The following is a 21,792-nucleotide window of genomic DNA, read 5'->3' as shown; positions in this document are numbered from 1 at the left end:
CATTGCTCGATAGTAACAGCATTTCCACACTATGACAAGTGATTTATCCAAATAAAAACAGCCATCACAAAAAATTTTGCAATGACTGCCTAATAATTATACAAAACTCACAATATAACCGAACGAATCAACCTGCAAACCAATTAAAAAATACTCAAAAATTTATCCACCGCCCGATACTGCTCGGCGGTCGTCTCGCAGGCATACATCGCCTCACGAAAGGCATTGGAATTAGGCAGACCACCTGTGTACCATGCGATGTGCTTGCGAGCGATGCGACAGCCTGAGTATTCACCATAAAAGCGGTATAACTCTTCTAAATGCGTCAGGACAATTTGGCGCAGCTCTGCTACACTTGGTGGCGACAACTCTTCGCCCGTCTCGGCAAAATGTGCAATATCACGAAACAGCCAAGGTCGCCCCTGCGCCGCTCGCCCTATCATCACCGCATCAGCACCAGTTTGTTGCCAGACATCCAGTGCCTTTTGTGGGCTATCAATATCGCCATTGACAATGACGGGAATTGTTAAGCTATCTTTCACTTTTTTGATTAACTCATAGCGCGCCTGCCCTGTATAAAAATCTTCACGAGTGCGCCCATGAATGGCGATGGCGGCGATGCCTGCATCTTCAGCGATTTTGGCGACTTCTAGGATATTTTCTTGACCATTGGCAAAGCCGAGCCGAGTTTTGAGCGTGACAGGCACATCCACCGATTGTACAGCAGTATTTAGTAGTCTTTTGACTAAATCCACATCTTGTAGCAATGCCGAGCCTGCCAATTTTTTGCATACTTTTTTGGCAGGACAGCCCATATTGATATCGACGATTTGCGCGCCATTGGCAACTTGAAAGCGTGCTGCTTCGGCAAGTTTGTCAGGTTCAGCCCCTGCGATTTGGGCAGAAATCGGCGCAATTTCACCATCAAAATTCGCCCGATATAGCGATTTTTTGCGAGCGTATAAGGCGGTATCAGCAATAATCATCTCGCTGACGGCGTGCCCAGCGCCAAAGGACTTGCATAGCCTTCTGAAAGGATTGTCAGTAACTCCCGCCATTGGTGCCACGAACAAACGGTTCTTGATTTCCAAACCCCCGATATATAAGGGCTGTAGCAAAGGATGTTGATTTTCAAGGGGTTTTTGGGGGTTTTGCATTGTGTGTTTTTCTATTGTTGTCTATTTTGCGCCATGATAAGCGTAGCAAGCGCTAAGATTTGCCCGATTTTACACGCTAAAAGGCGTTTAGTAAAGAATCATTGGTGAAAGAGTTAATTTGAGATTTGCTTATTTTATGCCATCTGCATGAATAAAACTGTGTGATATCATTGGCAAAGCTTGCAATTCTTGTGGGGTTTGTTGTGTCTGCTCAACCCCATTTTCATACATCTATCCGATATGCCTGCTACTTTTAACATTACCTGACGGGTATATTTGCTATTTTCTGTGGCATGGGTTGATTTTTGGATGAATATTGGTTATAAAATAATCAAATCATAACCAAAGGATAATTATGCTAAAGCGTGCATTTATAGGCGTTGTTGGACTTTTGCTGTCAGCACCATCATGGGCTAATGACAAGATTAATTGCGATACACTCACTTTGCATCTGTCGTCTAAGCGCTATAATGATGCTGATATTGTTGGCACAAGTGTACAGGTAAGCTATGAGACACCAGCACAATTTCCCATTCTGCCAGAGAAAGTTACATTTCATGCCACCGCCGAAAAACCAATAGATATCGATTGTAAAGGCGTCTTGGTGAAGTCAATTGGGCATTTTCATCACCTGCAAGCGACAAAATATGAGCGAATTTTTGACCTTGTTCAACCTACACAGGGGAGCTCTGTCGTTGTGGCTTTTCGTAGGGATTATGGGCAATTTGGTTTCGATGTCGAGAATTTTCGCCTTGTTGGACGCCCAAAACCAACAGATGTACTCGCCTATCGCATTGATGATGGTGAACCAAAACCCTTATATTATCAAGGACTTAAACCATATAAGCAAGATATGGATAAAGCCAAGATAATCGATATTTATTTTAACTATGACCAGCTTGGCATAGGTCCGCATATTCGAATTGACAAATCCGGTAGCATCACTATTAACAATATTGCCGATTTCCCCAAGCAGTAGGAGAATTGGGGGTATTAGCATAGTATTATTGCCAGTCTAGCAAAGCTTCAAAATTTTTAGCAATCTAACTTTTTTCGACATCATTTGTAAAACAAACAACAAGTTAATCACACTGATTTGCATACATCTGCAAGGCTTCGGTGACGATTTGCGCTTGAGATTTGCCCGTTTGTTCGGATAATGTTTTGACTAGTGCCACTGTATCTTCGTGCAGTTTGAATGCTTTATTGACAATGCCACGGCGTGCCATAGATGCTTCATTGATTTCACGGCCTGTTTTGGGAGTGGATGTGATTTTTGGCATAACAACCCTTGATTTATAAAATAAACATTATAAAATAAACATTATAAAAAAACTACACAACTTATCACCCTAACCTGCAAAGTCCACAACCGCAAGCCCTGTCTGTCTGACGGTCGGTGTGGTTATCGCAAGCATGATGGTAGGCTTGGTGCTGTATATCACCACTTGGGATTTGGCTCGGGTGATGGCGGTATAAATCAGCTCTTTTGACAGCAGGCGTGCATTGGCTTCATCAAAGACGATGGCGATTTTTTCCCATTCAGAGCCTTGCGATTTGTGCACTGTGATGGCATAGGCAGTGGTGATGGTATGCTCATCGAGCACTTCGGCGGACAGCTTACGCACGCTATCACCTTCAAAATACACCGTCAAGCCATCAGCGCCCCACAAGCACACGCCAATATCCCCATTAAACAGACCTAAGTCATAGCGGTTTTGGGTTACCATCACCACACGCCCATGATACCACGGTGAATTGGATGGCGGTGTGTGCAGATGCTTGCGGTGCATCTTGGATAAGTGCGCATTGATGGCATCATCGCCACACGCCCCCATGTGCGATGCACACAGGATACGGTAGTTGTTTAAGGTTTTAAAAATGTCACTCACCGCCTGCGCCTGAGCATCCGTATCCATCGTGGCAAAGCGATATTGATACTGCTTGGTCAGCTCAAAATACGGCATAAAATCCGCTACCAAGCCATCATAACACGCCGTGATTTGCTGTGCTTGCAAAGGATAAAAATGCAACTGATTAAATCGCTGAACCAGTGTATCAAACTCTGTAAAATCAGTATCATCATCTGCGAGCTGCACAAACTTTGCCAGCTGCCCCACCGCAGATTTGTCATCAAATCGCTTGGATTCTACAAGATTGACCCGATATGGCGACAAGCTAGGCATACGGCACAAATCCGCCAGTACCGCACCGGCATCGACAGCGGCCAGCTGATTGGCATCCCCAAGCAGTATCACTCGTGTTCCTGTGGCGATTGCTGCTAGTAATTGGCACGCAAGCTCCGTGCCGAGCATGGATGCTTCATCGATGATAATCATCTGATATGGCAGTGGATTGTTGGCATCGTAGCGTGGCTTGCCCCGATTACCCATACCGAGCAGGCGGTGAATGGTCTTGGGTTCGGGTAGGCTAAGATTGTGCTTATCAGGCAGTGATTTGTGCAATGAGTTTTGTAGCGATTCGCTCATACGCTGTGCCGCCTTGCCTGTCGGTGCAGCCAGTGCCAAAGACGGCATTTCACCTTGCAAATCACGCATTAGCGCAAGTACGATTTGCGCTACAGTGTAGGTCTTGCCCGTTCCCGGCCCGCCGGTAATTAGCCCAAAGGCATGAGTTGCCACCAGTTTTACCGCCGCCGCCTGCTCGGCATTTAGCTCGGATGATATGCCAGCCGTGCCAAACGGCTGCACCACCGCACGACTAAGTCGATGGATATGCGCCATCAGCTGTGATTCTGCTCGGTAGGCACGCTGAGTCCACAGATACACCGCATCAGCGCTCATGCTATAGCGAATGGGTGCGATGTGCTCACCGTCATAACGCTCACCATCTATACTGCTCGGCGTAAAAAACGCCTTCGGCAGACACTGTGCCCATGTCATCAGATTGCCACCTGCGATTTTTTGCATCACATAGTATGCACGCAGCACCCACAAAAATCGCTCACGCACTTGGGCGATTTGTCCATCGCTGATGACCTTAGGCTGTGCCTTTAGCTGTGCAATCAGCGTATTGGTTTGCTGAATTGTCCATGATAGCAACGCCTGTGCATCATCAAGCAGTGCATTCATTTGGTCAAATACCGTATCAAACCCAAACGGCGTATCCAAATACTGATTGATCTGCACCAATATCGGCTCAAGACACAACGACTGCCAAGACTGTAATGATGTGATGCCAAGCGTGTCGGTAGATTGATTATCAAGTTTTAATACAGTATGACCTGATGAGATGAGCTGTAATAATGCTTCATGAATGACATAAAAAGTCGCTTCATCTGATGCTTTTAGCTCAAACGGAGTCGCAAGCAATGACTTGTGCTGATACCAATTGGCATGGTCATGAATGCGTCTGGTGACATAGCGACTGATGCTATCTTCTAAAATGGTGCTCGTCATGATTATTTATTATCCTTTATCAATATCTATCAACTTTATCACAATATCAGCCAAATAAGGCATCAACCGCCATAATCAGCTCAAACGGCGGCTGCCACACCATCTTGCCCATATCTGCATCATCATTATAAATCCCTCTTAAGAAAAAGTACTCAACCGCACCAAGATAACGCTGTTCATTGCCGGTATAATCAGCCAATTTAATCTTTAATAAACGATGTAGTGCCACTTGATAAATCACGGCTTGTAGCCAGTACCCCGCCTCGCTCATCGCCTCATTCATCTTGTCAAGGTGATAATCATCACGGCTATCACCCAGATAATTGGATTTGTAATCTACAATAAAAAATCTGCCTGCGTGCTCATACACCAAGTCAATCTCACCACGCATAAAGCGATACCACACCGCTTGATGCTCTTGGGTGGATAATGACAGTGGTTTATCACTATATTGTTTAAATACTTCGTTAAGCTTATCAATATCAAATGACGGCTTAAGCCCCAAGGTAAAGCCAAGCTCTCGCACCTGCACACCACTTGCAAGTGATGCCAAGCTGACACCAGATGCGGCAAATGGCGCATGAATGACATCATTTAGCCACATCACCAGCTGGTCATGCTCGCCTTTGTCATTTATCCCATCTTTTAATTGGCTTTGGCTATTGTACTTACTTGGTAAAGACAATCGACGGACAAAGTCATCAACCACACCACTGATACGATTGGGTTCAATGTGTTGTAATACTTTGTGCAAAAAATCGCCCGCCCTGCTACCTTTAATAAAGCTATTGCGAATATTTATCTCATGACCATCTACCGCCTGCACATCAGCCTGTAGTTCGGTCAATACCGCCATCTCATCATGGTCGGCAAGCTCGGTCAATAAATCTTTGGTCGGCTTATCCAGTCGGCTCACCAAGGCGGTAAAGCTGGTTTTATACGCACCAACAAAGCGTTTGATAGGCAATAGCGTATCCCAATCTTGATAAGTCAGCGGTATGAGCTCATGCGTTTGTGATTGCTTATAGATGGCGTCATTCAGTATCACTTCATCTAGATTAATCTCATCCATCAGTGATGTCATACGCTCGGGCAATTGTGGGGTTTTTGGTGAGCATTCTAGCCATTGAAATAGTGGTCTAGAATCAATGCTAGAATTTCTGCCAGCAACCTTTGCCACAATAAAAATTTGCTCACTGGCACGGGTCAGTGCCACATAGCCTAGTCGTCGCATCTCAGCGATACCTTCTTGATTATCAAGATTTTTGAAATAATCATCATCGTTATCTTTGTACATCACTGTTGAGATACAGCGCTCAAACCGCTCATTACTATACGGATAAATCTTCTCGCCATGCACTGTGGCGACAGCGGATGCATCAAGCCCAAGTGCATAAACGATGGGAAATTCCAAACCTTTGGATTTGTGCATAGTCATCAGATTGACACCAGTTTCACTGGGCAAGATACGACGTCCGACACTCTCATCTTCGCTGTGCCTTTGCGATTGATACCAAGTTAATAGCTGTTTTTCGTGCAAGTCACTTTGGGCGCTCAAAAGTTCAATCAACTGCCACAAGTCCGCCAAATAACGCTCACCAAGCGATGCAGCGACCAGCCATAGATTGCCACCATCGGTAAATGGCGCTTTGCCAAGTGCATAGTTCAGTGCTGATGATAAGCTGTGATTTTGCCATTTGTCATGAATTTTATGTAGATATGATAAAATGTCGGATTTATTAAACGATGCGTCACTGGATGTCATTTCACTGTCAGCATCCCCGTCGAGCAATCGAACGGCATCATCAAGCGACATACCGACTAAGCGGCCGACCAAAAGCCTGCCAAGATTGGCTGTGGAGCGACTATCTATCACTGCCAATAGTAAGGTGTGCAAATCATCACCGGCAGGCGTGGCAAAGACACTGATGGTCTTGGTATTTAGCGCAGGAATTTTTAGTTCATCTAAACACTTTTTGACTTCGGCAAGCTGTTTATGTCCGCGTGCCAACACTGCGATATCTGATGGCTGCACCAATCGCCCATCGATGTGATAGCCTTGCTGTAATAAGCTGTTGATATGCAGTGCGGTTTTTTCGGCAATATCCGATGCGGTGTGGAGTAGCGACATTGGCATCCGACCGATAAACTCCGCTTGTGGCGATCCCTGCTGCCATGACAATCGCTGGGTTTCATTCACCGCTTCGATGGTCTCGTAGCTGATGCTTTGCCCTAGATTGGCATGATTTGACCAATCGTCTGTGTTGCCTTTGACAAACCATTCATTCAACGCACCAATCAGCGCTTGGTTGGAACGGCGGTTTTGGGTCAGTGATAGCGACTGATTGAGTACAGGGTGACCGAGCTTATCTTCGCCATAAAATTTTAGCCAGTTGTAGTTGGCGACATCACCACCACGAAAGCGATAAATCGCCTGCTTGGGGTCGCCCACAAGTAACAAAAATCCTTTGACAGGCTTAGGCTTATCGCCACCATATTTGTGATATGTGTTTAGCTTGTCTTCATAATTGAACAAGCGTGAGAGATAGATTTTTTCAATCATCTGCGCTTGCAAGCCATTGATATCCTGTGACTCATCAATCAGCGCTACAGGATAGTGATGGCGTATGTGCTCCGCCAAGCCTTCATCAGCATCTAGTGCTTGATTTAGACGCACCATTTGCAGTTCAAAGGTGGTTTGCCCTTGTGATTCTAGCACACTCATGAGCTGTTCACGCACAGAGTTGATGATGTCATATTTTAGCAAATCATAATGATACTTTGCTTGAGTGTTGAGTGTGTTGTATATTGTTTTGACCAGTGTCACCCTATCCCACGGCAGTCCGATAAAGGTCGCTTTGGCTGTCGTATCGCAAGTTTTATTAAAAAAATCCACCTGTGAAAATTTTTCTATTTCATCGATAAAAGCAATCTCTTGCTTGGTCAGATGGTGAACAAAATCCAAACGATGTGCGGATAACTTATCATATAGCTCTGCAAGCAATGGCAGCTGTTTTGGCAAGGATTTTGTGCCACCGATGCCCACTTGACGGCGATATTCTGCATCAAAAAACGGTGCAAATTGCGACAAATCCACTGCCAAAAACTCATCAAGCCAGCACTCAATGACTGCCGTATCCACGATGTTAATGGGCTTGATTTTGTCAAGTGGCGCAGAATAAAAATTGATGGCTGTATTGACAAACTGTGCAAACTGTTCAACATTACTAAAAAATGATGGTGAAACACTCAGTATTTGCTGATAAATATCAGGCTGATGTTTACTTAGGCGAGACTGATGCGCACGCAATTGGTCATGCACCAGTGCATGAATGACGGCACTTTTGTCCATCAAAATCTCACTGTCTGAGCGATGACCGATTTGAGATGAAAATTCCCGTAGCCATTTTTGGGCAAGACTGTCTAGCGTCCCAACAAATAGCTTATCCAAAGTTGTCAAAACCAGTGCTGTACGCCGTAGAGATTCATCAATGGCGTGCCCACCTGCTAGCAGTAGATTTGTTAATAAATACTGATTAATAGGGTCATCACCTGCGACTTGTGCATCACTTGCATATTCATTGATTTCTTGAATAATAGTATCAATATTTTCTTCATCTGCAACGAACCAATGCGGATGCTGTGTTTGCACACTTTTTAGCCAACGCATCAGCCCATAGAATGATTGCAAGCGCTCATAGATGCGCTCTTGCATCTCTGCGGCGGCAGCTTTGGTAAATGTCGTGGCGATGATACGCTCGGGGGCATATTTATGCTCAATCAGTAGTCGCAAGATAATACCCGTCAGCGTCCAAGTCTTGCCCGTGCCTGCCGATGCTTCAATCAGATAGCCACCTGTTAGCGTACAGTCAATGGCAGGAATGCCTGTTGTTTTGTTGCTCATGATTTATCCCCTTTTGCGACTGCAAGCGTATCGATGGTGCATAGCATGGATGGCAGAATTTGGTAGAGAATTTGTCCCAAATCATATGCACGCTGCATCTCAGATTCTATGTCTGTATTTGTTAGCAATACTTGCCATGCTTGTTCCATCTCTTGTTGATAGCTGTTGATATATTGATAAAATATTTTTTCGTTTAAGTTTAATTTATCTGTACCATGATGAAAAGCAATCTTGATAGCTGCATCGATGGTCATAGGTAGCACCAGATGATAGCTCAGCTGTGCAATCAGCACAAAGCACTCAAGCAAATGCTTGGCAGTTGTGGCTCCGATAGGCTTAAAGCATAGCATATCCACATCATCACCGAGTCCGATATCTTTGGTCAATCCTGAAGATTTACTAAATTGCCAAATGCTATGATAACGCCCTGCCGTGATGTCATCTTGTGTGGTTTGGCACACAATTTGCCATGCTAGGTGCGATAGCCACGCCTGCAGTAGATGCTTGGCACGGACGGATTTTGGCAAAATAGATAGCCAACAGTTTGGTGTATCTTTGGGTAGGTGTGCCATTAGACTAAGCTTGTGCTCGCCAAACTGTAGCGTCACACCGACTTCATGCACAGGATGAATCAGCTTGGAATAATTCATGTCATCAGCACTAGCTATCGCTTGGCAGTCATCTGTGCTTAGGATGTGGTGCTTGGATAGATGTTCAAATAGCGTATCGGCAATGTCAGCAATCGCCACCAATCGCTCGTGCAGACTGTCAAATCGACTGACACCTGCAGGCAATAAGTCATCATAAAAAATCGCACGAAACTGTCTTTGTGCATTTGCCTGTGTACTTACTTGTGTATTATGCCCAGCTGTCTGACTTGCCACTTGATTGGGTTGATTGGATGATATTGATAAGTTTTTATTCAAAATCTGTGCCATCCAGTCACGCATACTCATACCATCAAACGCCCCATTCGCCATCGCTTGGATGATCCGATCGTGAGTCTGATAGCGTGTCAGCGCATCTAGGCTAAGCGGCTCATCTTGTGTATCTTCATCGTTTTCATCATCTAGGCTAATTTTATTTTGTAAAAAATTAAGCGCAAAACGACTGTGCCGTGACGCAAGTTCGCTGACCGTCATGATACTTGGTAATATCAGCTGATACTGTGCTATTAGCTTTGTGATTTTGGCTTGACCATCTGATTGATATGATAAATGGCCAATGAGTGCATCAAAGATTGCTTGATATTCATCATCACTTGGGAATGTGGCAAGTGCTTGCTGTGCCATCTGTTCGCTTTGCTGATCGAGCATGGTGCGAATCGATTGCCAAAGTGGCGCTGGGACGAGACGTGCTCGCTCAGCGTCTTTGAGGGTGTGTATTTTTGCCATGAGCAAGTCATGTACATAACTCTCAAGCTGTTCGGCGTGTTCTATCACCTCTTTGGCATCTGATTGATAAAATAACGACTCATCAAAGCTTGTGGCGGCGTGATGTGTAACCAAATACTGCTCAACCACGCTTGGCATGGCTTTGGCAATAGCAGAACCAATCTCATCGGATGTGACATCCATCCAAGTGATGCCCTTGGCAAGACTGGTTTGCCAATCAACGCCATTTTTCAAAAATTCTAATAACTCACTGACGGGCGATGCCGGCAATAATTCAGTAATGCCATCAGATGCAATGCTGTCATAAAAAATCATACACGCATCACGGCTACACAATATCGCATCCAAAAACGCCCCATTGTCATCATCTTCGTTCATGCGGTCACCACGACGGCGTAGCCCTGCACGCATCAGATCAAGCCGTTGTACGGTATCTTGGCGTGGGAATGCGGATAAATTCATGCCCAGCATCACAGTCAGCCCAAACGGAATACTACGCAGTGCACCAAACCGTGCAAAGGTAATCACGCCTGCAGGCTCGGCACTGATGGCTTGATTTGCTACCATTGCACTGATACTCTCTAGGACAAATTGTAAGCTTAGCTTAATTTCATCATTGCTTTGTAAGATATGTTCGTGATGGTTTTTTAGGTGCTTATGGTAGTTTTTATTGGCTCGTAGGCTCGCTGCGATGCTGTTTTTGGCTTCAAAGATGGCTCGCATCTGTGGCGTGTCTTTGAGATGGGCAAAATAGCGGTCAATGACATCGGTTTCGATTTTATCCAGCCAAGTCTGCACCAAGTCCACCTGCTGATACTGCCCATAGACAGCGGATAGCCCGTCATGGATGGCGCACAGGGCGCTGATGATTTTTTGGTCGGATAGGCTGACACCCGATAGCGGTGTCGTCGCTTCGCCAAATGCCCCTGCTTGCCAGTCAAATGGATACAATAGGCTATTTGGCTTGGTATCATCATCGGGATTGAGTAGCCCAAGTACCAAGCGGTCTAAAGCATAGCTAAAGCTATAACGATAATCGACATCATCGCCATCGAGCGTCTGTGCCAAATGCCGTGCATCAAATCCCCGTCGAAAACCTGCTTGGGCAAGTAGCTCGCAAGCTCGGCTCATCTCATCAAAGCTTAGGTGAAAGCTTTGGTACATCGCAGGGAGCATCAGCCAGTCATAGACATCTTGGCAATAAAATCTGCCATGACCGCCAAGCAAAGTATAAAACCCGGCAATTGCCTGCATCAGCTCATCAATCGTCTTATTGGTCGTGCCGGTGATTTTGGCGGGCAATGACAAGCCATCGACACCCACCCCGTCATCGAACACCAGTCGTATCAGCGATTCGGCTTCGGCGACATCAGGCAGATACACCACGACATCGGATAGATGGCGTGCACTGCCGTCGGCATTGGGCTCATTGAGATAGCGAGCAATCATGATACGTGCGATTTCAAGCTGTCTTTTTAGGCTATGACAAGCATGGATGGATAAGCTTGGCAAGCGTGCTGTGTCGTCAAGCGTCATGATGCCTTTGGCTCGCTGTTTGTCTTGAAGTATATCCAGTACATCGCCAAGCCATTCATCGCTGACGCCTGATTCATCAAGCATCAAAATGTCTTTTTTGAGCTGATTGAGCAGTCCTTGACTGCTGTCAAATTGACGAAATTCATCCGACCACACCACCTGCCAATCATGCGGGCGGATGGTATCATCAGTCGTTGAGCTTGCTTGCAATGGTTTTTCATAATAAAACTCACCGCCTGACATATCAGCAAGCATGGCAAAAGTTTCTCTTGATTCTTTACCTAATCTTGATAATAAGCTGTGCCCGTGATCTTTGAGATAAACGGTATTGGGTCTGATGATGCGCTGTGTGGCAAGCCAGTTTTTATCGACGATATCCGCCCAAAACATCTTGGATGGATTAAAGTGGAATAAATGCACATCAATGAATGTCGATAAACGCTTTAAAAATTGTAACTCAACCAGCGGAATCTGCTGAACAGTAAATAAGTACAACGCCTGTGGCAATACGCCTGTGGCAAGATGATACACCGCATCGCCCCGCTCGCCTGTCAGCACCTGCCAAAATCGGTGTTCTAAGGCTTCACGATAGTCATACACCTGTGCAAATAACGAACGCCACAGATAGCGTAGCAGCGCTTCGAGTTTGTGATAATGCAGGCTTAGCCATTCGGGTGTCTCGGCATCATCGCCAAAGACAGTGGCAAATTGCTGTTTTTGCGCTATCATTGCATCGACGCTCATCGGCAGTGGCTCATCATGTGTCCAAGCGTGTAACCACTCGGGGCGATGGGTCAGATAGCGCACATAGACCGCAGACAGCTCTTCACAGACTTGCCAAATGCGGTGCTCGGGCAAAGTGTCTGCCTTTTTATCATGTAGTGTTGCTAACAAAAACTCAAGCGGATGATTGTGATTATCTAAAATCTCATGTAGCTGATTATTATCAATCGCACTCAAAAATCCAAACAATCGCCAACGCATCACTGATGCGGATAGTACCGCCACTTCGGGGACTTCTAAGCTGTCATTGCGACCGATTTGGGCGTTGTGCTCGGCGTCGATTTTGAGCACTTTTTGAATCATCTGCCACTGATATTGACCCCAAAACTGTGCAGTAAACAGCGTGCTGATACCGATTTGGCTCGCCACCGCCTTAGTGAGCCAATCGCCAAGCACCATCGATGGCACAATCACCGTAAACGGCGCAAACACTTGTGCACCCAGTGATGTGTGTCGTCCATCAGCGGTTTGGCTTTGATAAATTTGGATTAAACGGTCTAATAAAATCTGCGTATCATTGGATTGGGTGATATAAAACATGGCAGTCGCACAATAAAAGGATGAATTTATTGTACCGATATTTTTATCAATTTTCCATATCGGTTACATGTTAAAAAGACAGGCTTATTCAGTCTGTCTTTTTAACATGGCGCATATCAACGTTTAATTTGCATAAATATCTGACTTGGTGATTGCTTTTAGTGTGATGCCACCACCTTCAAAGTGCTCACTTTGTATTTTTTGTAGATATGACGGCACACTAAAAGCTAACTCTTTGGGAATGCAAATTGCATTCGTATCATATCCAAATTCAAAAAATTGTCCTTTTGGCAAGTCTTCTACTTTTATCTGGCGATAGTTATCGGACTGGTAACGACACGATGCAAACCAATAGCACTCGTAATCCATTTGAGTCATTTTGTGCCAAATATCCACGCCCGCTTTAAGTTGCATTTCGGTAAAAATCAATGGGCGAAAGCGATTAATAAGCGATTTTGCACCGTCCAACACACGAGTTTCATAGCCTTCAGCATCCATTTTTAGCAACTTGAGATGTTGCAACTTAGCAACTTGCGGATGCGTATCCAGTGTAACAATTTGCACCTTTTGCGTTTGGGTGGATGCTGGAAATTGATGTTCGGTTGAAAATCCTTTATCCAAAGAAAAACTGCCATAATTCCATTGAGTCTGATAATTTGACGTCTCAATTTCAAGCCACGCATTCTTATCCCCTACGCCCTGACAAAAACACAGCGCATGATCCAGCTGATTCAAACGAAGATTGGTGGACAGATGCTCAAAAATCACTTGTTGCGGCTCAAAACCAATAAACACACCTTGTGGTATGGCTTTTGCCAAAGGTACGGCGTGCAATCCAAGATTAGAGCCAACTTCAATAATATTATCTGTCGGCTCAAGTAGTGTGTGCAAAAATGCAATCTCAACATCCGACCATTCGCCAAACAGTCTGGCAGTACCACTTACAAGGTCGCAATCCATTAAAGCAAATCTTCCCCAACGAAGATCATCAATACGATTGGTCAACTTTTGACACTCCTTAGCTAAATCAAACCAATTAGCAAACTCAAGATACAATTGGAGCGTCGGGAGCGTTCAATTATATGTATCGTTGTGTTGCATTACAGAAAGAATAAAAATAGCATTATAACACAAAGCAACAAATTAGCATAGTAAAATTTACATAAGACTAATTAGTTTTGTTAAATTTCTATGCTAATTTTATGAACATTTTATACATAAAATCAATAGTTTAAGTTATATATAGTAATTTTATAACAAAAATACTATTTATAGCGCAAATACAATGAGCTGCCATATATTTTGCCGATTGACCGGTGGGCGAACAAAAGCATTTGTTGCAATTTGGGCGCATTACCACAATAAGCCACCCAAAGCCACGCAATCATGCTATAATCATCAATTTGTCTAACAAAGGAAGCGGTATGTCTAAATCACAGATGAGCACGGCACGCATTTTTCGCTTGGCGGTGTTAATCATTGGCTTTGCCATCATTGCCTTTGTGCTGCTTAATCAAATTTTGCCAAGCTAAATTGGTATGCTATCAGACTTATACCGATTGATAAGCTTGAAAAAAGTTAGCTATTCACTTTTGCAATTTATATTAATTTATCTATTTAAATAAACTATGTCATTTGTACACTTGGGCGTTCGTAGCGAATTTGCCATTGTCGATTCTATCATCCGTATCAAAGAGCTGGTCAAAGCGGCGGCAGCTGATGGTCAGACATCGCTTGCGCTTGCCGACTGGAACAATATGTTTGCGGTGGTGAAGTTCTATAAAGCGTGTATCGGCGCAGGCATCAAGCCAATCATCGGCACTGAATTTGTCATCGGCAACGCCATCAGCCGTGAAGATGAAGAGAACCGCTTTAGCGTGATTTTGTACGCCATGAATAATGATGGCTACAAAAACTTATTACGCCTAGTATCAGATGCCTATACCATGCGTCCGATGAATGACAATGGCTCGGTGAGTGTTGTCACGCCGATTATCACCAAGCAAGCACTGTTTGAGCGACATGATGGCATCATTGCGGTGCTGACTTCTCGCTCCGAGATGGCGACGACACTGATGGGCAATCACCCTGAGAACGCCCAAGCGACGCTCAAAGCATGGCAAGCGGTGTTTGGCGATAGACTATACCTGGGTATCAAACGCACGCACAACCAAGACAACCGCTTTAATGAACAGGCCATCATCCAAGCATCAGCGCTTGGCATCCCTATCATTGCCCATAATGATGTACGCTTTATGAAAGCTACGCCCAAGCCAAGCGATGGCGCAAAAGAAGTCGATACCAGTAGCGACTTTGATGCTCACGAAGCCCGTGTGTGTATTGCTAGTGGCTATACGCTTGGCAACTCCCACCGTCCACGCATCTATAGCGAAGAGCAGTATTTTAAGACCCAAGCTGAGATGACGGCGCTGTTTGCTGATTTGCCACAAGTCATCGAAAATACCAATCGCTTGGCATCTCGTTGTAATGTTACGCTCACGCTTGGCATTAATGTCTTGCCTGATTTTCCTATTCCCGAAGGCGATACGATTGAGACATTTTTTCGTAAGACATCCGCCGATGGTCTCAATAAACGCCTTGATAAACTCTATCCGCCTGCTGAGCGTGGCGATGACTGGGCAGATATCCGCAAACCTTATGATGAACGGCTTGAATATGAGCTTGGCATTATCCTAAAAATGGGTTTTCCAGGATATTTTCTTATCGTTATGGACTTTATCCGCTGGGCAAAAGCCAATGGCGTACCCGTCGGGCCTGGGCGTGGCTCGGGCGCAGGTTCGCTTGTGGCATATGCGCTGAACATCACTGACCTTGACCCTTTGCGTTATGATTTGCTGTTTGAGCGGTTCTTGAACCCTGAGCGTGTGTCGATGCCTGACTTTGATATCGACTTTTGTATCGAAGGGCGTGACCGTGTCATCGACTATGTGGCACGCACTTATGGCCGCCAAGCGGTCAGCCAAATCATCACCTTTGGTACGATGGCGGCTCGTGCGGTGGTGCGAGATGTTACTCGTGTCCAAGACAAGCCCTTTGGTATGGGCGATCGCATCTCAAAGCTGATTCCAAAAACCCCTGGCATCAGCCTAGATGATGCGCTAGAGCAAGAGCCACAGCTCAAAGATTTGGTCACCAACGAAGACAACCCTGACCACGAAGCCATCACCGAGATTTGGGAGATGGCAAAAAAACTCGAAGGCTTGACACGCAATGTCGGCAAGCACGCAGGTGGCGTACTGATTGCCCCCAATCGCATCAGTGATTTTAGTGCGGTGTATTGTGATGATGAAGGTCATCCTGTCAGTCAGTTTGATAAGGATGATGTCGAAGCGGTCGGTTTGGTGAAGTTTGACTTCTTGGGACTGCGAAACTTAACGGTCATTCAAGCAGCAATTGACAACATCAACGCCACTCGCAAGGCGCAAAACCTTGACCCGATTGACCTTGACACACTTCCCTTGGATGACATGAATGTCTATGAATCGGTGCTACAAGAAGCCAAGACTTCGGCGGTATTCCAGCTAGAAAGCTCGGGGATGAAAAAATACCTAGCACAGCTTAAGCCATCAAACATCGAAGACATCATTGCGATGTGTGCCCTATATCGCCCGGGCCCGCTCGAGTCTGGCATGGTGATGGACTTTATTGACCGCAAGCATGGCATCCAAGAAGTCGCCTACCCTGACCCAAATTTTCAGCATGAATGGCTACAGCCTGCGCTTGAGCCGACTTATGGCGTCATCGTCTATCAAGAGCAGGTGATGCAGATTGCGCAGGTGCTGGCAGGCTATACGCTCGGCGGCGCTGATATGCTACGCCGTGCGATGGGTAAGAAAAAACCCGAAGAGATGGCAAAACAGCGTTCGACCTTTGTAGATGGTGCGATTGAGCAAGGGGTGGATGGTGCGCTTGCGGCATCGATTTTTGATTTAGTCGAAAAATTTGCAGGCTACGGCTTTAACAAATCGCACTCGGCAGCCTATGGCGTGCTTGCCTACCAGACGGCGTATCTAAAGCACTACTACCCTGCCGAATTTATGGCGGCGGTATTGACATCGGAGATGGATGATACCGACCAAGTCGTTTTCTTAAGAAGTGATTGTACGGATAACTTTGGGCTGGATGTCATTCCGCCAAGCGTCAATCACAGCCAATGGAAATTCGTCGTACGAGACAGCAAAACCATCGTCTATGGACTCGGTGCAGTCAAGGGCGTGGGCGAAGAAGCAGTGAATAGCATCGTCGCCGCTCGCCGTGATGGGCCGTTCAAAGACCTTTATGATTTTTGTAATCGTGTGGACATTAAAAAAGTCGGCAAACGCTCGCTTGAAGCACTGATTAAGGCAGGCTGTTTTGATATTTTAGCAGAAACGCTCAAGCCGCAGTATCTTGCCAATGGTATCAATCTGAGCCATCAAATCCGCCGTGGGCTATGGCGACAGCTACCCGAAGCGATGGCAGCCGCCACCCAAAATCGCCAAAACCAGCTATCAGGCACTTTTGATTTATTCCAAGAAGTTGATGACAGCCTAGCGGTTGCGCCTGATCTTGAAGATGTCTATTGGAATGCCCAAGACCGCCTACGCTATGAGATGCAGACGCTTGGCTTGTATCTGACTGGTCATCCGCTCGATGAATATCGTGGCGAGACGGGGCTTTATACTTCGGTGTCAAGCGTGCTCAATCTATCGGATACCGGCTTTAAGGGCGGTAGTAAGATTGCCGGCGTGATTTTTGATGTGGCGCACTTTGGTGATCGTACGGTGGTCAAGCTCGATGACGGCAAAGGCCGTGTTGAGTTAAGCTGTTATAATGATACTTTTTCACGATTTAGCCATATTCTCACCGCAGGCAAAAAAGTGAGCGCCTATGATGAAGAATATCAGCCTGTATATGACAAAAAAGGCAATCTTGAAACCATGCAGATCGCCAATGTCGTCATCGCCAAAGTGGGCGTGCGTGAGAGCGATGATGGGCGATTGTTCCTACGCTTACAAGCTGCCGAGCCGATTGAGCAAGCACGCCTACGCCGTCTCAAAGAAATCCATGTCAAAGTGCCATCCCAAGACATCCAAGCAATCGATACGCTGATTAGTATTCTTAAAGAAAATAGCCCACCGCCACGGGCATTGGCTTATCAATTTGATCAAGAAGATGAGAATACACCAAGCACCGCTCATGCAGATTATTGTGTGTCAATCAGCCTATATCTGTATGATGAGTGCAGTATCAGCCGTATCAATGTCAATGAGCGATTTAGACTTTTCCCAAGCGAAGAAAATATCGCCAAGCTCAAATCGGTGCTTGGCGTGGATAATGTGATTTTTAGATAAATTAATCAATAAAGCCATCAATCACCAAAAAATAACAAAAGAGCATCCTATGAGCCAAACGCACGACTACCTTGATTATCTGCCTAGCATTCGCATTGTGATGGTTGAGACCACCTTGCCCGCCAATATCGGCTCGGCAGCTCGTGCGCTACATACGATGGGCTTGGCGGATTTGGTGGTGGTCAATCCACGCCTACCGATTGATGAGACCAGCACTGCCAATGCCGCAGGGGCGCAAGAGATTTTGACCAATACTCGCATCACGGAGACGCTTGATGAAGCGCTTGCTGATTGTACGCTGATTTTTGCTGCCAGTGCTCGCAGTCGTCAGATGCCACGCCCTGTGGTGACGCCTGCCTTTGCTGCATCAATGATGGCGCAGCACCTATCGGCGCAGGTATCAGCAGAAGATAAATCTGCCGATAAGCCTATTGATACCGCCATCACGCCACGCATTGCTATTTTATTTGGTCGTGAAAATCATGGGCTGAACAACGACGAGCTTGCCAAAGCAGATTATCATATCCAAATCCCTGCCAACCCTACTTATCCGGTACTCAATGTCGCCAGTGCCATTCAGGTGATTGCAGCCAATATCTATGCATACTTTTCACATCCTTGTGATGGTAATGCACAGACAAATAGCGTACAGGGTATTTACTCCAACAAGCAAACTCAAGGCGCACCACAAATCACCCATCCGCTTGACATCACCATCCGTGGGCAATGGGATGAACCTGCCATCAATCAGGCGCAGGCGACGAGCCTTAATACCGCAGTAATTGACTTATTAAAAAAACTCAACCTTGCCCACGATGACGACCTAAAACACCTACCGCATCGCCTATCACGGCTGTCATCACGGCTACAGCTTGACCAAAAAGAATATGCGCTGATTCGTGCGCTGATTGCCAAGATGGATAAGATGATTGGCTAGTTGTCTTGTTGATGGATTGCTGACGGATTATCGTGATTTGCTTAGTAATTTTTTGCACATTGATATCCCGATTGCGACTTGATAATTCCCTTTGCCGTCGCTAATATGTTCACATCTTGCAGATGAGTTAGGAAAACCACCATGTCGATTTTTGCCAAATTAAGCGAACTAAAAAACGCCATCAATGATGATGTACAAGCCGTCCTAGAGCGAGACCCTGCTGCCCGTACCAAAGCCGAAGTGCTCTTGACCTATCCCGGCATCCATGCGCGCATCATGCACCGCGGCGCACACGCCCTGTGGCAGTGCGACCAAAAATTCTTGGCACGCGCCTTATCGCATTTTAGCCGCTGCACCACAGGCATTGAGATTCACCCTGCCGCCAAGATTGGCAAGCGATTTTTTATTGACCATGGCATGGGTGTGGTGATTGGCGAGACTGCTGAGATTGGCGATGATGTCACGCTTTATCATGGCGTGACGCTGGGCGGCGTGTCGTGGGAAAAAGGCGCAAAACGCCATCCAACACTGGGTAATAATGTCGTCGTCGGTGCAGGGGCGAAGATTCTGGGTGGCTTTAGTGTCGGTGATGGCGCCAAAGTCGGCTCAAATGCCGTCGTCGTCAAGCCTGTACCAGCAGGCGCAACGATGGTCGGTAGTGCTGCTCGTATGATTGTCAAAGAAGAGCCAGCAAGCCCTACCGAGCATCAAGCGCAGTCCGAGCATTTGTTTAACGCCTATGGACTCAAGCCTAATGCCAAAGACCCTGTGGCATCAAGCATCGCTGCCTTACTTGCGCATATCCAAGACCAGGATAAGCAAATCTGCGAGCTGATGACGGCGGTGAAGCGCCTTGACCCAAATTTTGAGCCAAAATCCATCAAATCCATCTGCAAAGATGATTTATCTGTGCTAGACGACCAGCAAGATGGCAACGGCACAACTGACAATTATCAAATTTAATTAAATGGTTTAATAATATTATGAATAACGACTATACCCCACCACCATTGTATGACGATTACCCTTTTTATCATTATAAAGGGCGTATCGGGCGTATTCGCTATCTTGCGTATTCGATGATTCTTAACATCTTGCTAAGCTTGCTGTTTGCAGTCCCGATGGGCGTGCTATTTGCGATGATTGATGCGGTCAATCCTGATGCGATGTTTGGCATTTTGCTGATGTTTTGGCTGCCGATGATGCTGATTGGTCTATATACCACCTTTGCGCCGACCATTCGCAGATTGCATGATTTGGGTAAAACAGGCTGGATGTCGCTACTGCTACTTGTGCCACTTGCCAATCTGATTTTGCTTTTGTATCTGCTATTTGCCAAAGGTGAGCCACTGCCAAATCAATATGGCAACCCTGCCAAGCCTGCAGGTATGGTGCTTAAGGTCTTTGTGGTGGTGATGCTTGTACTACAGCTGATTTGGGCGATTGTGTTCTTTGTGTTTTTTGATGCCTTGACGCAGTCGGCTCAGATGGGGCAATTTGTATGACACATCGCTGTACTTGGTGCTTATCCGACCCGATGTATATCGCTTATCATGATAACGAATGGGGCAGGCCTGTCTATGATGACGATACCTTATTTGCCATGCTGTGCCTAGAGTCAATGCAGGCAGGGCTTAGCTGGATTACGATTTTGAAGCGCCGTGATGGCTATTATCGGGCGTTTGATGGCTTTGATGCGGTCAAGATTGTTGCCTATGATGATGCCAAAGTCGATGAACTCATGCTAGATGCTGGTATTATCCGCCATCGTGCCAAGATTTTGGCGATTATCAATAATGCTAAAGCATATTTAAAAATTAAACAATATCAAAGCTTTAGCGACTATCTATGGGGCATCACCACAGCGGATGGCAAGCCAATTGACAACCGCCCTGCCGATTTATCCGATATTCCTGCACAGACGGATGTGTCGGTACGCCTAGCCAAACAGCTCAAAAAAGACGGATTTAAATTCGTCGGTGCAACCACTTGCTATGCCTTTATGCAGGCGGTGGGTATGGTCAATGACCATGTGGCAGACTGTGCATTTCGCTGATGGGTTTTATTAATCAAAACAAAAAAGCTCTTAATATAACATTAAGAGCTTTTTTGTTGCATAATCCGATGTCAATACAGATTACATGGTTTTTTGGCAGACGGTTTGGATTGGTGTGCCGTGGATATTTTTGGCTGCCAAGATGCCCATATTGCCTTTTTGGTGCCATTCACCGCCATAGCCAAATAGACCGGTATTGCTTACATAACGGCTGCCTGATGCGCTTTGGGCGATGGCAAGTTCACCAGTGTAGCCTTGCATACTAACCTGAACCTTGTCTGTGCCTAGATAGCGGACATTGAGCGCCAAGCCGTTATCGCAGTCGTATGTGTGGGTGGTGACGGTTTGGGCAGCTGGTGCAGGTGCTTTGCTGGTTGTGGTGCTACCTGTGGCGGTGCTGTTGCTTGCACAAGCGCTCAAAGCCAATGCTGATACCATCGCGGTGAATAAAGCCAATTTTTTCATTGTACACTCCTAAAAAACTGCCAATTGGCAACAATCAAATCATTAGTTTGCGACACCCCTGCTATCAAGGCTTGTATAAGACTTGTATGATATCCGCGGTATCGCTTTGATAATTATCATAGCCATTTTTACATTTGGTTACAACTGTTATATTGTATAACTTTGATTGCATTATCTGTATGTAATCTGTATGTAGCTTGCGCAATTCTTGCCAAAATATTCATCGCTAATTCAAAAAGACCCATCA

General features: G+C 45.8%; 13 protein-coding genes. 6 read left to right on the top strand and 7 right to left on the bottom strand.

The window, feature by feature from the left end; all coding sequences use genetic code 11:
- Nucleotides 1-143 precede the first annotated feature (143 nt).
- Nucleotides 144-1,157 (bottom strand): tRNA dihydrouridine synthase DusB, encoded by a 1,014-nt coding sequence (gene dusB, locus B0680_RS04020; protein WP_078253770.1) that lies wholly within the window; start codon nt 1,155-1,157, stop codon nt 144-146.
- A 355-nt stretch (nt 1,158-1,512) separates the two neighbouring features.
- Between dusB and B0680_RS04015 the strand changes: the two genes are divergently transcribed.
- Nucleotides 1,513-2,136, top strand: coding sequence for a hypothetical protein (locus B0680_RS04015; protein ID WP_078253769.1), 624 nt, complete (start codon nt 1,513-1,515; stop codon nt 2,134-2,136).
- A gap of 103 nt (nt 2,137-2,239) precedes the next feature.
- Here the strand turns inward: B0680_RS04015 and B0680_RS04010 are convergent, their stop codons facing one another.
- From B0680_RS04010 to B0680_RS03990, 5 genes are all read right to left on the bottom strand, one after another.
- Nucleotides 2,240-2,440: a ribbon-helix-helix domain-containing protein gene (locus B0680_RS04010; RefSeq protein ID WP_078253768.1), complete on the bottom strand. Its 201-nt coding sequence runs from the start codon at nt 2,438-2,440 to the stop codon at nt 2,240-2,242.
- A gap of 69 nt (nt 2,441-2,509) precedes the next feature.
- Nucleotides 2,510-4,576, bottom strand: a complete 2,067-nt coding sequence (recD, locus tag B0680_RS04005; protein WP_078253767.1) for an exodeoxyribonuclease V subunit alpha — start codon at nt 4,574-4,576, stop codon at nt 2,510-2,512.
- Between the two features lie 46 nt (nt 4,577-4,622).
- Complete coding sequence (locus B0680_RS04000) at nt 4,623-8,480, bottom strand: UvrD-helicase domain-containing protein (protein ID WP_078253766.1); 3,858 nt, start codon at nt 8,478-8,480, stop codon at nt 4,623-4,625.
- A complete protein-coding gene (locus B0680_RS03995; protein ID WP_078253765.1) occupies nt 8,477-12,733 on the bottom strand; it encodes an exodeoxyribonuclease V subunit gamma in 4,257 nt (1,418 codons plus the stop codon). The genes B0680_RS04000 and B0680_RS03995 overlap by 4 nt, the downstream gene beginning before the upstream one ends.
- Before the next feature lie 123 nt (nt 12,734-12,856).
- Nucleotides 12,857-13,738 carry an FkbM family methyltransferase gene (locus B0680_RS03990; protein ID WP_078253764.1) on the bottom strand — a complete coding sequence of 294 codons (882 nt, stop codon included), beginning with the start codon at nt 13,736-13,738 and terminating at the stop codon, nt 12,857-12,859.
- 623 nt (nt 13,739-14,361) lie between these two features.
- On the opposite strand from B0680_RS03990, the gene dnaE reads away from it, so the two are divergent.
- The 5 genes from dnaE to B0680_RS03965 all read left to right on the top strand — a co-directional run bounded on the left by dnaE (nt 14,362) and on the right by B0680_RS03965 (nt 21,080).
- On the top strand, nt 14,362-18,087 hold the full coding sequence (gene dnaE / locus B0680_RS03985) for a DNA polymerase III subunit alpha (protein ID WP_078253763.1): 3,726 nt from the start codon (nt 14,362-14,364) through the stop codon (nt 18,085-18,087).
- Nucleotides 18,088-18,136: 49 nt separating this feature from the next.
- On the top strand, nt 18,137-19,024 hold the full coding sequence (locus B0680_RS03980; protein WP_078253762.1) for an RNA methyltransferase: 888 nt from the start codon (nt 18,137-18,139) through the stop codon (nt 19,022-19,024).
- Between the two features lie 141 nt (nt 19,025-19,165).
- Nucleotides 19,166-19,987 carry a serine O-acetyltransferase gene (cysE, locus tag B0680_RS03975; RefSeq protein ID WP_078253761.1) on the top strand — a complete coding sequence of 274 codons (822 nt, stop codon included), beginning with the start codon at nt 19,166-19,168 and terminating at the stop codon, nt 19,985-19,987.
- Between the two features lie 20 nt (nt 19,988-20,007).
- Nucleotides 20,008-20,529 carry a DUF805 domain-containing protein gene (locus B0680_RS03970; RefSeq protein WP_078253760.1) on the top strand — a complete coding sequence of 174 codons (522 nt, stop codon included), beginning with the start codon at nt 20,008-20,010 and terminating at the stop codon, nt 20,527-20,529.
- Entirely contained in the window at nt 20,526-21,080 is a 555-nt protein-coding gene (locus B0680_RS03965) for a DNA-3-methyladenine glycosylase I (RefSeq protein ID WP_078253759.1), read from the top strand. The genes B0680_RS03970 and B0680_RS03965 overlap by 4 nt, the downstream gene beginning before the upstream one ends.
- Nucleotides 21,081-21,161: 81 nt before the next feature.
- On the opposite strand, the gene B0680_RS03960 is transcribed toward B0680_RS03965, so the two are convergent.
- Nucleotides 21,162-21,545 carry an MliC family protein gene (locus B0680_RS03960; RefSeq protein WP_078253758.1) on the bottom strand — a complete coding sequence of 128 codons (384 nt, stop codon included), beginning with the start codon at nt 21,543-21,545 and terminating at the stop codon, nt 21,162-21,164.
- Nucleotides 21,546-21,792: the final 247 nt, after the last annotated feature.

The sequence above is a fragment of the Moraxella pluranimalium genome (assembly GCF_002014825.1).
GTDB classification, from domain to species: Bacteria; Pseudomonadota; Gammaproteobacteria; order Pseudomonadales; family Moraxellaceae; genus Moraxella; species Moraxella pluranimalium.
Note: the sequence above shows the minus strand (reverse complement) of the source record. Positions and strands in the feature narration are given on the sequence as shown.

Excerpts from the sequence above, each read along its gene's own strand:
- dusB (WP_078253770.1), bottom strand. The coding sequence starts at position 1,157 with ATGCAAAACCCCCAAAAACCCCTTGAAAATCAACATCCTTTGCTACAG.
- B0680_RS04015 (WP_078253769.1), top strand. The coding sequence starts at position 1,513 with ATGCTAAAGCGTGCATTTATAGGCGTTGTTGGACTTTTGCTGTCAGCA.
- B0680_RS04010 (WP_078253768.1), bottom strand. The coding sequence starts at position 2,440 with ATGCCAAAAATCACATCCACTCCCAAAACAGGCCGTGAAATCAATGAA.
- recD (WP_078253767.1), bottom strand. The coding sequence starts at position 4,576 with ATGACGAGCACCATTTTAGAAGATAGCATCAGTCGCTATGTCACCAGA.
- B0680_RS04000 (WP_078253766.1), bottom strand. The coding sequence starts at position 8,480 with ATGAGCAACAAAACAACAGGCATTCCTGCCATTGACTGTACGCTAACA.
- B0680_RS03995 (WP_078253765.1), bottom strand. The coding sequence starts at position 12,733 with ATGTTTTATATCACCCAATCCAATGATACGCAGATTTTATTAGACCGT.
- dnaE (WP_078253763.1), top strand. The coding sequence starts at position 14,362 with ATGTCATTTGTACACTTGGGCGTTCGTAGCGAATTTGCCATTGTCGAT.
- B0680_RS03980 (WP_078253762.1), top strand. The coding sequence starts at position 18,137 with ATGAGCCAAACGCACGACTACCTTGATTATCTGCCTAGCATTCGCATT.
- cysE (WP_078253761.1), top strand. The coding sequence starts at position 19,166 with ATGTCGATTTTTGCCAAATTAAGCGAACTAAAAAACGCCATCAATGAT.
- B0680_RS03970 (WP_078253760.1), top strand. The coding sequence starts at position 20,008 with ATGAATAACGACTATACCCCACCACCATTGTATGACGATTACCCTTTT.
- B0680_RS03965 (WP_078253759.1), top strand. The coding sequence starts at position 20,526 with ATGACACATCGCTGTACTTGGTGCTTATCCGACCCGATGTATATCGCT.
- B0680_RS03960 (WP_078253758.1), bottom strand. The coding sequence starts at position 21,545 with ATGAAAAAATTGGCTTTATTCACCGCGATGGTATCAGCATTGGCTTTG.